10 protein-coding genes are annotated in these 12,827 nt (G+C 56.2%); 6 read left to right on the top strand and 4 right to left on the bottom strand.

The window, feature by feature from the left end; genetic code table 11:
- Positions 1 to 75 precede the first annotated feature (75 nt).
- Positions 76 to 447 carry a winged helix-turn-helix transcriptional regulator gene (locus tag AC2CGP_RS20420; protein WP_015704186.1) on the top strand — a complete coding sequence of 124 codons (372 nt, stop codon included), beginning with the start codon at positions 76 to 78 and terminating at the stop codon, positions 445 to 447.
- Positions 448 to 555: 108 nt separating this feature from the next.
- Here AC2CGP_RS20420 and AC2CGP_RS20415 read toward each other — a convergent pair whose 3' ends face one another.
- On the bottom strand, positions 556 to 2,499 hold the full coding sequence (locus AC2CGP_RS20415) for a bifunctional 2',3'-cyclic-nucleotide 2'-phosphodiesterase/3'-nucleotidase (protein ID WP_213759868.1): 1,944 nt from the start codon (positions 2,497 to 2,499) through the stop codon (positions 556 to 558).
- Positions 2,500 to 2,690: 191 nt separating this feature from the next.
- Between AC2CGP_RS20415 and cysQ the strand changes: the two genes are divergently transcribed.
- Positions 2,691 to 3,434: a 3'(2'),5'-bisphosphate nucleotidase CysQ gene (gene cysQ / locus AC2CGP_RS20410; RefSeq protein ID WP_032713537.1), complete on the top strand. Its 744-nt coding sequence runs from the start codon at positions 2,691 to 2,693 to the stop codon at positions 3,432 to 3,434.
- Here the strand turns inward: cysQ and AC2CGP_RS20405 are convergent.
- Positions 3,424 to 3,981, bottom strand: coding sequence for a YtfJ family protein (locus AC2CGP_RS20405; RefSeq protein ID WP_015704190.1), 558 nt, complete (start codon positions 3,979 to 3,981; stop codon positions 3,424 to 3,426). The two genes, cysQ and AC2CGP_RS20405, sit on opposite strands and share 11 nt — an antisense overlap.
- A gap of 319 nt (positions 3,982 to 4,300) precedes the next feature.
- Here AC2CGP_RS20405 and AC2CGP_RS20400 point away from each other — a divergent pair, with 319 nt between their 5' ends.
- Entirely contained in the window at positions 4,301 to 4,507 is a 207-nt protein-coding gene (locus tag AC2CGP_RS20400) for a DUF1107 domain-containing protein (RefSeq protein ID WP_015368594.1), read from the top strand.
- Between the two features lie 63 nt (positions 4,508 to 4,570).
- Here AC2CGP_RS20400 and paeA read toward each other — a convergent pair whose 3' ends face one another.
- Together paeA and msrA are read right to left on the bottom strand one after the other, a co-directional pair.
- On the bottom strand, positions 4,571 to 5,923 hold the full coding sequence (gene paeA, locus AC2CGP_RS20395; protein WP_015368593.1) for a polyamine export protein PaeA: 1,353 nt from the start codon (positions 5,921 to 5,923) through the stop codon (positions 4,571 to 4,573).
- Positions 5,924 to 6,104: 181 nt separating this feature from the next.
- Positions 6,105 to 6,743: a peptide-methionine (S)-S-oxide reductase MsrA gene (gene msrA, locus AC2CGP_RS20390; protein ID WP_015368592.1), complete on the bottom strand. Its 639-nt coding sequence runs from the start codon at positions 6,741 to 6,743 to the stop codon at positions 6,105 to 6,107.
- Between the two features lie 202 nt (positions 6,744 to 6,945).
- On the opposite strand from msrA, the gene tamA reads away from it, so the two are divergent.
- From tamA to AC2CGP_RS20375, 3 genes are read left to right on the top strand one after another with little or no spacing between them, the layout of a single operon-like run.
- On the top strand, positions 6,946 to 8,679 hold the full coding sequence (gene tamA / locus AC2CGP_RS20385; RefSeq protein ID WP_032706723.1) for an autotransporter assembly complex protein TamA: 1,734 nt from the start codon (positions 6,946 to 6,948) through the stop codon (positions 8,677 to 8,679).
- A complete protein-coding gene (tamB, locus tag AC2CGP_RS20380) occupies positions 8,676 to 12,452 on the top strand; it encodes an autotransporter assembly complex protein TamB (RefSeq protein ID WP_032715481.1) in 3,777 nt (1,258 codons plus the stop codon). Before tamA ends, tamB begins: the two co-directional genes overlap by 4 nt.
- Positions 12,453 to 12,454: 2 nt before the next feature.
- Positions 12,455 to 12,796, top strand: coding sequence for a gamma-glutamylcyclotransferase family protein (locus AC2CGP_RS20375; RefSeq protein WP_015704194.1), 342 nt, complete (start codon positions 12,455 to 12,457; stop codon positions 12,794 to 12,796).
- Positions 12,797 to 12,827: the final 31 nt, after the last annotated feature.

The raw sequence follows: 12,827 nt of genomic DNA, 5'->3' as shown, positions 1-12,827 counted from the left end.
GTGTTCATTGGCAGTTGTGGTAAGCTAACACCTTAACTAACTTTTAGTAAGTACGCACAAAAAGGTAAGTATAAAATGGCCGAACCGACGCTGAGCGACAAACTGCGCAACGGGAATCTGTTTGCTGAACAGTGCCCGTCGCGTGATGTGCTAAAACACGTGACCAGCCGCTGGGGCGTGTTGATTCTGGTGGCGCTACGCGAGGGGACCCACCGCTTTAGCGATCTGCGGCGCAAAATGGGCGGCGTCAGCGAAAAGATGCTGGCGCAGTCCTTACAGGCGCTGGAACAGGATGGCTTTATCGACCGTGTTTCATATCCGGTGGTGCCGCCGCATGTTGAATATAGCCTGACGCCGCTCGGCCTGCAGGTGAGCGAGAAGGTGGCGGCGCTGGCGGACTGGATCGAGCTGAATCTCCCCGCGGTGCTGGCTAACCACGGGGAGTGAAAATGTATCACTACCTGTAACCCCGGATAGCGGCTGGCGCCTTATCCGGGCTACCGGCCAGCTCCGCTTTGTAGCCCCGGTAAGCGCAGCGCCACCGGGGAACAGGCATTACTGACTCAAATCCAGCTGATAAATAGCGAAACCGATCTCATCGGTCGTTACCTGCCGCATCGGATACTGTGCTTTCTCTTTGATAAACGCCGCGGCTTTGTCGCCAGGCGAGGTCTCAAAGCGAATATCCAACGGCGTTTTGCTGTGGATCGGCGCCAGTCGCCAGTTGTTATCCGCCGCCGGATGGATCGCGCCATCTTTCTTCGACTGTGCGCCAATCCACGCCGCCAGCACCGAACGGTTTTCGTCCGGGGAGGCAAAAGCGATATGGCTGTCGCCGGTACCGGCGAATTTGCCGCCGTAGGCGCGATAGTTATTGGTGGCGACGAGGAAGGTGGCCTGCGGATCGATAGGCTTACCGTTAAAGGTCAGGTCTTTGATGCGTTCTGACTGCGGGTGAATCATCTGGCACTCGCCGTCGTAGCGCGCCGGTTGGCTGACGTCGATCTGGTAATTGACGCCGTCAATCACGTCGAAGTTATAGGTGCGGAACCCGTCCCAGTTAATCAGCGACTGTGGTTTGCTGCTGGCGGGGTCAATCTGGTTAAACTGCCCGGCGGAGCATTCGAGCCACTCCTTGACCTCTTTACCGCTTACCTTCATCACCACCAGCGTGTTCGGGTAGAGATAGAGGTCGGCGGCGTTACGGAAGGTGAGCTGGCCTTTTTCCACTTCGACAAAGCTTGCCGGATCGTTTTTACGCCCACCGACTTTAAACGGCGCGGCGGCGGAGAGTACCGGCAGTTTCGCCAGATCCGGATCGCCCTGAATGTAGTGTTCGACATAGGCCTTTTGCGCCATGTTGACCACCTGCACCGTCGGGTCGTCCTGCACCAGCGCCAGGTAGCTGTACATGTTGTCGGCGGACTTGCCGATAGGCTTGCTGACGAATTCGCGAGTGGCGTCGTGATCGGCTTTCAGCACCGCCACCATTTTACTATCTTCCGCCGCCAGTGATTTTTTCGCTACCGCGTCGTAAATAGGTCGCGCTTCGGCTTTAGCCTGCGTCACTTGCCATTTACCGCTGTCGTTATTCAGCACCAAATCGACCACCCCGAGATGATCGCCCCACATTCCCGGCATCACCGCCGGAATACCGTTTAGCGTACCTTTGGCGATATCCGCGCCTTTAATGGTGGCGAAGTCTTTACCGGGGAACACCGCGTGGGCGTGGCCGAACATAATGGCGTCAACGCCGGGTACCTGGCTTAAGTAGTAGACCGAGTTTTCTGCCATTGCCTGATAGGGGTCGGCGGAGAGGCCGGAATGTGCAACCACGACCACCACATCAGCGCCTTTCGCGCGCATCTCCGGTACATACTTACGCGCGGTTTCAGTGATGTCGTTGACCTTCACCTTGCCGTTGAGGTTAGCTTTATCCCAGGTCATGATCTGCGGCGGCACAAAACCGATATAGCCGATGCGCAGGGTATGGGATTGACCATCGCTATCCTGAACCTCGGTATCCTGAATCAGATAGGGCGTAAACATCGGTTTGCCGGTTTTGAGATCGATAATGTTGGCGTTAACGTAGGGGAATTTCGCCCCGGCCAGCGCCTTGTGCAGGAAGTCGAGACCGTAGTTGAATTCATGGTTGCCCAGGTTGCCGACGGCGTAATTCAGGGTGTTCATCGCCTTATAAACCGGATGCACATCCCCCTCTTTGAGTCCTTTTGCCGCCATATAGTCGCCCAGTGGGCTACCCTGAATAACATCGCCGTTATCCACCAGCACGCTGTTTTTCGCTTCCGCGCGGGCTTTTTCAATCAGGCTGGCGGTTCTGACCAGGCCGAATTTTTCCGTCGCGGCATCTTTGTAGTAATCGAAATCCATCATATTGCTGTGCAGATCGGTGGTTTCCATGATCCGCAGGTCGACCGTCGCCGCGTTGACGCTGGCCGCCACCAGCGTGGCCAGCAGCGTTGCGCTAAACTTAATCATCAGAGGCGTCCTTTTTTATGAGCAATGGCACAAAAGAAAATGTATTTACATTCTGTTGCTTACAGAATTGTGAATTCTGCCAGAAAAGCGTGAATGGAAACCGCTAGTGTTATCACAGATAGCGGAACTGGTGATGATGCGATATAAATAAAACAACGAGTTAACGCCACTGTAACCAGAAGAGGTGGAGAATGTTAGAACAAGTATGTCAGCTTGCACGGACCGCGGGCGATGCCATCATGGATGTCTACGATGGGAACCAGCCGATGGATGTGAGCAGCAAAAAGGATGATTCTCCGGTTACCGCGGCGGATATCGCCGCGCATAAAGTCATTGTCAGCGGCCTGCAGGCGCTGGATGCCACAATCCCGATCCTCTCTGAAGAGGATCCGCCGGCTTGGGAAGTGCGGCAGCACTGGCAGCGCTACTGGCTGGTCGATCCGCTGGACGGCACCAAAGAGTTTATCAAGCGCAACGGCGAATTCACCGTCAATATCGCGCTGATTGAAAACGGCAAACCGACGCTGGGCGTGGTGTACGCGCCGGTGATGAAAGTGATGTACAGCGCGCAAAATGGCAAGGCGTGGAAAGAAGAGTGCGGCGTGCGCAAGCAGATTCAGGTTCGCGATGCTCGCCCGCCGCTGGTGGTGATTAGCCGCTCCCATGGTAACGATCCGGAGCTGCAGGAGTATCTGGAGCAACTGGGCGAGCACCAGACCACCTCAATCGGTTCGTCGCTGAAATTCTGCCTGGTGGCGGAAGGCCAGGCGCAGCTCTATCCGCGCTTCGGGCCGACCAGCACCTGGGACACTGCCGCCGGTCATGCGGTCGCGGTAGCCGCCGGGGCGCACGTTCACGACTGGCAGGGTAAAACCCTCGACTACACGCCGCGTGAATCCTTCCTCAACCCCGGCTTCCGCGTCTCTATTTATTAAGCAGCTTATGCAGCAGGCCGACAACCTGCTGCACCTCTTGCTGGGTCAGCGCGCCGTCTTTTGCCCACTGAACACGCCCGTCTTTATCTAACACCACAATTGCCGAACTGCCTTCATCGAGCTGCCAGGCTTTGCGCGCGAGGCCGTTGCTGTCGACGATAAACTGCGACCACGGATAGAGCTGCTTATTGCTCTCAATACTGCTGCGCACGAACATCCCGGAGCCGGGGATAGCGTCGTCGGTATTGACGATGGTAGTGGTCTGATAGCGGTCGTGCGGCAGGCCAGCCGCCTTAATCGCCTCAATCAAATTGGCATTTTTCTCTTTTGCCGAGGTACGCCCGGCAATATGCTGGATGACGCGCACTTTTCCCGCCAGCTGCGAGCTATTCCAGTTTTTGTAGCTAAACTTATCGTTATTCAGTATTAGTTCTCCGCGATCGGCGATGCCTACCGGCGCGACGCGCTGACCGTCGACAAAATTATGCGCCGAAGCCATTAACGGCAACAGGAGGGCGGAAACCGCCAGCAACTTACGTAGGGTCATGAGATATCCTTTTTTATATGCAGGTGATCCGACCACTTGGTCTTGTTTAATGATAAGTGCGATTCGTCGCCATTACCCGCAAGCGTGATGCCAGTTTGCGTGCCAACGCACACATTCGATCAAAAACGGAAACTTATACTAACAACTACGTATGCCTGAAACGAAAATTCTGAATTATTGTCATCAAAGGGTAAAAAAACTTCTACAGACTGGGTGTCTTCGGAAATCTGGACTATAGTTTTAGGGCATTAAAATTTGCGCTCCCGATACGCGGGCTAACTGTGGCACCGCAGGAGCGTAACCCTGGCAGGAGACAACAATGAAAATTTTCCAACGCTACAATCCGCTGCAAGTGGCGAAGTACGTGAAGATCCTGTTTCGTGGACGGTTGTACATCAAGGACGTTGGCGCTTTTGAATTTGATAAGGGCAAAATCCTTATCCCGAAGGTTAAGGACAAGCTGCACTTCTCAGTGATGTCCGAGGTCAATCGTCAGGTTATGCGTCTGCAAACAGAGACCGCATAACGTGGTATGACGGCACGAAAAAAAACGGCTCCCATCGGGAGCCGTTGATGTTTTCAGGGCCGCTTACGCCGCGCCTTTCTCTTTTTTCGCCGCTTCTTCGATATCAGGCAGTTTCGGTACCAGTACCGTTGGTTTGTTGTCGATGCGGGTGACCAGCAGCTGGTCGATACGGTAGTTATCGATATCCACCACTTCAAACTTGTAACCGGAGAACTTCACCGCATCGGTGCGTTTCGGGATCTTACGCAGCATGAACATCATAAAGCCGCCGATGGTCTCGTAATTATCGGACTGCGGGAACTCATCGATATCCAGCACGCGCATCACGTCGTCGATCGGCGTCCCGCCGTCAATCAGCCAGGAGTTCTCATCGCGGGCGACGATTTGTTCTTCCAGCCCCTGGCCGACCAGGTCGCCCATCAGGGTAGTCATGACGTCGTTGAGGGTGATAATCCCTACCACCAGCGCGTATTCGTTCATGATCACCGCGAAGTCTTCGCCGGCGGTTTTAAAGCTTTCCAGCGCTTCAGAGAGCGTCAGGGTATCCGGCACGATCAGCGTATTGCGGATCTGCACGCCGCCGGTTAACACCAGACTCTGGTTTGCCAGTACGCGGTTCAGCAGGTCTTTGGAATCGACGTAGCCGATGATGTGATCGATATCCTCGTTACATACCAGGAACTTGGAGTGCGGATGTTCCGCCACTTTATTCTTCAGGCTCTGCTCGTCTTCGTGCAGATCGAACCAGATCACGTTTTCACGCGGCGTCATCGAAGAGGGGACGGTACGGGATTCCAGCTCAAAGACGTTTTCAATTAATTCGTGTTCCTGTTTACGCAGTACCCCGGCCAGCGCACCGGCTTCCACCACCGCGTAAATATCATCAGAGGTGATGTCGTCTTTACGCACCATTGGGATTTTAAACAGGCGGAAGATGTTGTTCGCCATGCCGTTAAACAGCCACACCAGCGGGCGGAAGACCAGTAAACAGAAGCGCATCGGGTTGATGATGCGCAAAGCCACGGCTTCTGGCGCAATCATACCGATGCGTTTCGGCGTCAGGTCAGCAAACAGGATGAACAGGCTGGTGACCAGGGTGAAGGAGAAAATAAAGCTCAGCTGCTCGGAAAGCTCCGGCGACATGTAGCGGCTCAGTACGCTGTGGAAAGCAGGCGAAAAGGCGGCATCGCCGACGATACCACCGAGAATGGCCACGGCGTTAAGGCCGATCTGCACGACGGTGAAGAAGGTGCCAGGGTTTTCCTGCATTTTGAGAACGCGCTGCGCGTTCACATTGCCTTCATCAGCCAGCAATTTGAGTTTGATTTTACGTGATGCGGCCAGTGAGATTTCAGAGATCGAAAAAAATGCACTGACGGCAATAAGGAAAAGTATTACTAAAATACTGTTTAACATATCTTTTCTGACCGTTGAGGCCAGATCCTCGGAAGGGAAGTGGATAACTCTTTTAATGTGGAATACATAAAAAACCGGTCCGAAGGCGCTGGACCGGCTATGACACAGCGTAGTATAGCGTAAATGTCTGTAAAGCCACCAGAGCGATAATTATTCTCGCCAGCGGCCTTACTCTTCAGGATTACGCCTGCGGGGGGAGGCAAACGCCAATCCCGCCGATACCGCAGTAGCCGTACGGATTTTTGTGCAGATACTGCTGATGATCGTCCTCGGCATAGTAGAACGGTTTCGCCGTGGCGATTTCGGTGGTGATCTCGCGGGTGTCGTTGGCGTCGCGCATCGCTGCCTGGTAACGCAGCATGCTGGCCTGCGCCGCTTCAAGCTGCTCTGGCGTCAGCGGGTAGATAGCTGAACGGTACTGCGTGCCGTGGTCGTTACCCTGCTGCATCCCTTGCGCCGGATCGTGGTTCTCCCAGAAAACCTGCAGCAGTTGTTCATAGCTGATGACCTGCGGGTCATACACCACACGCACCGCTTCCGCGTGCCCGGTGTCGCCGCTGCAGACTTCACGATAGGTTGGATTTGGCGTATAGCCGCCGGTATAGCCCGCCGCGGTGCTGTAGACCCCCGGCAATTGCCAGAACAGACGCTCGACGCCCCAGAAGCAGCCCATCGCGAACAGCGCGACCTCCATTCCTTCAGGAACATTGGTCATTGAGTGGCCGTTAACGGCGTGGAGCGTTGCTACCGGCATCGGCGTGTTGCGCCCCGGTAGTGCATCCGCCTGGGCGACAAGATGCGTTTTATCAAATAGACTCACGGTTGGCCTCGCAATTTGTGGTTAAGGTTGTAACGTCGCGTATCTTTTTAGACAATAAACACGCTCAATACGTCTAAATTTAAACATAAGAATTATTTGGGTTACCGTCACTTTTTCAACCCTTAGTTGTTAGGGTTTTGTTAAGCCGTGGAGCGGCACTTGCGTTTCCTTCGGGGGGAAACAAGGATATTCAGGAGAACACGTGCAACAAATCCGCCAGATATGCGTTACCAGCCTTTTGCTGGTCAGCGGGGTCGCCAGCGCAGCGAATGTGCGTTTGCAGGTTGAGGGGTTATCCGGGGAACTGGAAAAAAACGTCCGCGCCCAACTATCCACGATCCAGAGCGATGAGGTCACGCCGGACCGTCGCTTTCGCGCGCGCGTCGATGACGCCATCCGCGAGGGCCTGAAAGCGCTGGGTTATTATGAACCCACTATCGATTTCGATCTGCGTCCGCCGCCCAAAAAAGGGCGTCAGGTACTGATTGCCAAAGTAACTCCCGGCGAGCCGGTGCGCATTGGCGGTACCGAGGTTATCCTGCGCGGCGGCGCGCGCACCGACCACGATTATCTGGACCTGCTGAAAACGCGTCCGGCAATTGGCACGGTACTTAATCACAGCGATTATGACGGCTTCAAAAGCTCGCTCACCAAGGTGGCGCTGCGTAAAGGCTATTTCGATAGCGAGTTCAATAAAAGCCAGCTCGGCGTGTCGCTCGACCGCCATCAGGCTTTCTGGGATATAGATTACAACAGCGGCGAGCGCTACCGCTTTGGTCCGGTAAGTTTTACCGGTTCGCAGATCCGCGAAGAGTACCTGCAAAGCCTGGTGCCCTTTAAACAGGGTGATTATTACACCTCGCAGGATTTGGCGGAGCTGAACCGCCGCCTGGCGGCGACCGGCTGGTTTAACTCGGTGGTCGTCGCGCCGCAGTTTGATAAATCACGCAAAACCAAGGTGCTGCCTCTGCAGGGCGTCGTTTCGCCACGCAAAGAGAACACCGTGGAAACCGGGGTCGGCTATTCGACAGACGTCGGGCCGCGCGTGAAAGCAACGTGGAAAAAGCCGTGGATGAACTCCTACGGCCACAGCCTGAGCTCCAGCATCAGCCTCTCCGCGCCGGAACAGCAGTTCGATTTCAGCTACAAAGTCCCGCTGTTAAAAAGCCCGCTTGAGCAGTATTACCTGATGCAGGGCGGTTTTAAGCGTACCGACCTTAACGATACCAAGGCCGACTCCACCACCCTGGCGCTGTCGCGCTATTGGGAGATGTCGAGTGGCTGGCAGCGCGCGATTAATTTGCGCTGGAGTCTGGACCACTTTACCCAGGCGAACGTCACCAATACCACCATGCTGCTTTATCCCGGCGTCTCGGTAAACCGCACCCGCTCCCGCGGCGGCCTGATGCCGACCTGGGGCGATTCCCAGCGCTATTCGGTGGACTACTCCAACACCATGTGGGGCTCGGACATTAACTTTATCGTCATGCAGGCGCAGGACGTGTGGATCCGCACCCTCTATGACCGCCACCGCTTCGTGGTGCGCGGCAACCTTGGCTGGATTGAAGCCGATGACTTCAGCAAAGTTCCGCCGGACCTGCGTTTCTTCGCCGGTGGCGACCGCAGCATTCGTGGTTATAAATACAAGTCGATCTCGCCGAAAGACGACGACGGCAAGCTGATCGGTGCCTCAAAGCTGGCAACAGGCTCGCTGGAGTATCAATACAACGTCACCGGAAAATGGTGGGGGGCGATGTTTATTGACAGCGGCGAAGCGGTAAGCGACATCCGTAAAAGCGATTTTAAAACCGGCGCGGGCGTCGGCGTGCGCTGGCAATCGCCGGTCGGGCCGATCAAGCTGGATATCGCCAGACCTATCGGCGACAAAGAAGAACACGGTTTACAGTTTTATATCGGTCTGGGGCCTGAATTATGAGTTTATGGAAGAAGATAAGCCTCGGCGTATTACTCTTTTTAGTGTTGCTGATTGGTGCGGTTGGCTTTTTAGTCGGCACTACTACCGGTTTGCATCTGGTACTGAAAGCGGCGGACCGCTGGGTGCCGGGGCTGGAGATCGGCAAGGTTACCGGCGGCTGGCGTGACCTGACCTTACAGAACGTGCGCTTCGAACAGCCGGGCGTAGCGGTGACGGCCGGCCAGTTCCATCTCGGCGTCAAGCTGCGCTGCCTGTGGGATAGCAGCCTGTGCGTAAACGATATCTCGCTGCGTGATATCTACGTCGCTATCGATACCAAAAAGATGCCGCCTTCGGCGCCGGTAGAGGAAGAAGATTCCGGCCCGCTGAACCTCTCGACGCCATACCCCATTACCCTCAGCCGCGTGGCGCTGCATAACGTCAATGTCAAAATCGACGACACCGCCGTTTCGCTGCGCGATTTCTCCACCGGCCTGAACTGGCAGGAGAAAAACCTGACTCTGACGCCGACTTCGCTCCAGGGCTTGCTCATCGCCCTGCCGAAGGTGGCGAAAGTGGCGCAGGAGCAGGTGGTGGAGCCGAAAATTGACCATCCGAAACCGGAAGAGAAGCCGCTTGGCGAGACGATGAAAGATCTGTTCTCGCAGCCGGTGCTACCGGAGATGGTCGATGTGCATCTGCCGCTGAACCTTAATATTCAGGAGTTCCGCGGCGAACAGCTGCGCCTGACCGGCGACACCGATATGACCGTCTACAACCTGCTGCTGAAGGTGAGCAGCATCGACGGGCAGATGAAACTTGATGCGCTGGACGTCGATTCCGACCAGGGCAAGGTTACCGCTTCCGGCACCGCGCAACTGCAGGATAACTGGCCGGTCGACATCACCCTCGACAGCACGCTGAACATCGACCCGCTGAAAGGCGAGAAGGTAAAGCTGAAAGTTGGCGGCGAACTGCGTAAAAAACTGCAGGTCGGCGTTGATTTAGCCGGCTCGGTGGCCATGACCCTGCGCGCCGAAGCGCAGCTGGCGGAAGCCGGTCTGCCGCTGAATATGGAAGTGAAGAGTAAGCAGCTGTACTGGCCGTTTACCGGCGAGAAACAGTTCCAGGCGGATGATCTGCATCTGAAATTCAGCGGCAAAATGACCGACTACACCATGGCGTTTAGTACCGCGGTGAAAGGACAGTCGCTGCCGCCGGCTAAAATTACCCTTAATGCTAAAGGCAATGAACAGCAGGTGAACCTGGATAAGCTGACCGTAGCGGCGCTGGAGGGGAAAACCGAACTGAAAGCGTTGCTCGACTGGCAGCAGGCGATCAGCTGGCGCGGCGAATTGACCCTCGATGGCATTAATACCGCCAAAGAGGTGCCGGACTGGCCGTCGAAGCTGAACGGGATTATCAAAACCCAGGGTAGCCTGTATGGCAGCAGCTGGCAGATGGCGGTTCCCGAGCTGAAAATTACCGGCAACGTGAAACAGAATAAAGTGGATGTCCACGGTTCGCTGCAGGGTAACAGCTATATGCAGTGGAAAGTGCCGGGACTGCATCTGGCGCTTGGCCCAAACAGCGCCGATGTGAAAGGCGAGCTGGGGGTGAAAGACCTCAATCTCGACGCCACCATCGATGCGCCGCATCTCGATAACGCGTTGCCGGGGCTCGGCGGTACGGCGAAAGGTCTGCTGAAGGTGCGCGGCACCATCGATGCGCCGCAGCTGCTGGCGGATATCACCGCTCGCGCTTTACGCTGGCAGGAACTGACGGTAGCCCAGGTCAACGTCAAAGGCGATGTCAAATCCAGCGACCAGATTGGCGGTAATCTTGACGTACGCGTCGATCGTATCAGCCAGCCGGGCGTTAACATCAGCCTGGTGCAGCTGAATGCCAAAGGGACTGAGAAGCAGCACGATTTACAGCTGCGCGTACAGGGCGAGCCGGTGTCGGGCCAGTTGACGCTGGCGGGCAGCTTCGATCGTAAAGAGGAGCGCTGGAAGGGCACCCTGAGCAATACCCGTTTCCAGACGCCGGTAGGGCCGGTGGCGCTGACGCGCAACATTGCGCTGGATTACCGTAATCAAGAACAGAAAATCAGCATCGGGCCGCACTGCTGGAGCAACCCGAATGCCGAGTTGTGCGTACCGCAGACCATCGATGCCGGCGCCAGCGGGCGCGCGGTGGTCAATCTCAACCGTTTCGATCTGGCGATGCTGAAGCCGTTTATGCCGGAGGCGACCCAGGCAAGCGGCGTGTTTAGCGGTAACGCCGATGTGAGCTGGGACACCACCAAAGAGGGGCTGCCGCAGGGCAAAGTCACCCTCAGCGGGCGCAACGTCAAAGTCACCCAGACGGTCAACGACGCACCGCTGCCGGTGGCTTTCGATACGCTTAACCTCAGCGCCGACCTGCATAACAACCGGGCGCAGTTGGGCTGGCTGATACGCCTGACCAACAACGGCCAGCTTGATGGCCAGGTGGAGGTGACCGACCCGCAGGGGCGGCGTAACCTGGGCGGCAACGTCAACATTAGCAACTTCTCGCTGGCGATGATTAACCCGATCTTCGCTCGCGGCGAGAAAGCAGAAGGCAAGCTTAATGCTCGTTTGCGTCTGGGCGGCAACTTACAGAGCCCGCAACTGTTTGGTCAGATGCAGTTGAGCGGCGTTGATATCGACGGCAACTTTATGCCGTTTGATATGCAGCCGAGCCAGCTGGCGATGAACTTCAATGGAACGCGTTCGACCCTGCAGGGGACGGTGAATACCAAACAGGGGCAGATTGCGCTGAGCGGCAACGCCGACTGGACGCAAATCGACAACTGGCGCGCGCAGATTGCGGCGAAGGGTAGCCGGGTGCGCATTACCGTGCCGCCGATGGTCCGCCTGGATGTTTCTCCGGACGTGGTGTTTACCGCCACGCCAAGCCTGTTTAACCTCGATGGCCGCGTTGACGTACCTTGGGCGCGTATTGTGGTGAACGAGGTGCCGGAGAGTGCGGTGGGCGTCTCTTCTGATGAGGTGATGCTGGATAAAGATCTGAAGCCGATTAAGCCGCAGAGCGCCGGTATTCCGATCAACAGCAACCTGACGATTCACGTCGGCAACAACGTGCGTCTGGACGCTTTCGGCCTGAAAGCGCGTCTGACCGGCGATCTGAAAGTGGCGCAGGATAAGCAGGGGCTGGGGCTCAATGGCCAGATCAATATTCCGGAAGGTCGTTTCCACGCTTATGGTCAGGATCTGATCGTGCGTAAAGGCGAGCTGCTGTTCTCCGGGCCGCCGGATCAGCCGCTGCTCAATATCGAAGCGATTCGTAACCCGGAAGCCACCGAAGACGACGTGATCGCCGGCGTTCGCGTCACCGGTTCTGCCGATCAGCCGAAGGCCGAGATCTTCTCCGACCCGGCAATGTCGCAGCAGGAAGCGCTTTCTTATCTGTTACGCGGTCAGGGTTTAGGCAGCGAACAGAGCGATAGTGCGGCAATGACCTCAATGCTTATTGGAATGGGGGTTGCACAAAGTGGTCAGGTTGTGGGTAAAATCGGCGAGACGTTTGGCGTAAGCAATTTGGCGCTGGATACCCAGGGGGTAGGCGACTCCTCCCAGGTGGTGGTCAGCGGCTATGTGCTGCCAGGTCTTCAGGTAAAATACGGCGTCGGCATCTTCGACTCTTTGGCGACGCTTACCCTGCGTTATCGCCTGATGCCTAAGCTATATATGGAAGCGGTGTCTGGCGTAGACCAGGCTCTCGATTTGCTCTATCAGTTTGAGTTTTAGCAATGCGAATATTTGTTTACGGCAGTTTACGACGCAAACAAGGCAACAGCCACTGGATGACCAACGCCCAGTTGCTGGGCGCTCATAGTGTCGACGATTATCAGCTGTACAGCCTGGGCCACTATCCAGGCGCGGTGCCGGGCGAGGGCACAGTACATGGTGAAGTGTATCGTATCGACGCATCGACGCTGGCCGAGCTGGATGCGCTGCGCACCAAGGGCGGTGAATACGCGCGCCATCTGATCCAAACGCCTTACGGCAGCGCGTGGATGTATGTCTACCAGCGCTCCGTCGAGGGGTTTGCGCAGATTGAGAGCGGAAACTGGTTGGACAGAGACCAGTAATTGAAAACGGCAACGCCACCTTCGGGTGGCG

It is taken from the genome of Klebsiella sp. SYXHC3 (assembly GCF_057196925.1).
This window is presented reverse-complemented; position numbering and strand designations above follow the sequence as displayed.

Bases quoted from the DNA above. Each gene is read 5' to 3' on its own strand.
- cysQ (WP_032713537.1), top strand. From the start codon at position 2,691: ATGTTAGAACAAGTATGTCAGCTTGCACGGACCGCGGGCGATGCCATC.
- AC2CGP_RS20400 (WP_015368594.1), top strand. From the start codon at position 4,301: ATGAAAATTTTCCAACGCTACAATCCGCTGCAAGTGGCGAAGTACGTG.
- AC2CGP_RS20420 (WP_015704186.1), top strand. From the start codon at position 76: ATGGCCGAACCGACGCTGAGCGACAAACTGCGCAACGGGAATCTGTTT.
- AC2CGP_RS20415 (WP_213759868.1), bottom strand. From the start codon at position 2,499: ATGATTAAGTTTAGCGCAACGCTGCTGGCCACGCTGGTGGCGGCCAGC.
- AC2CGP_RS20405 (WP_015704190.1), bottom strand. From the start codon at position 3,981: ATGACCCTACGTAAGTTGCTGGCGGTTTCCGCCCTCCTGTTGCCGTTA.
- paeA (WP_015368593.1), bottom strand. From the start codon at position 5,923: ATGTTAAACAGTATTTTAGTAATACTTTTCCTTATTGCCGTCAGTGCA.
- tamB (WP_032715481.1), top strand. From the start codon at position 8,676: ATGAGTTTATGGAAGAAGATAAGCCTCGGCGTATTACTCTTTTTAGTG.
- AC2CGP_RS20375 (WP_015704194.1), top strand. From the start codon at position 12,455: ATGCGAATATTTGTTTACGGCAGTTTACGACGCAAACAAGGCAACAGC.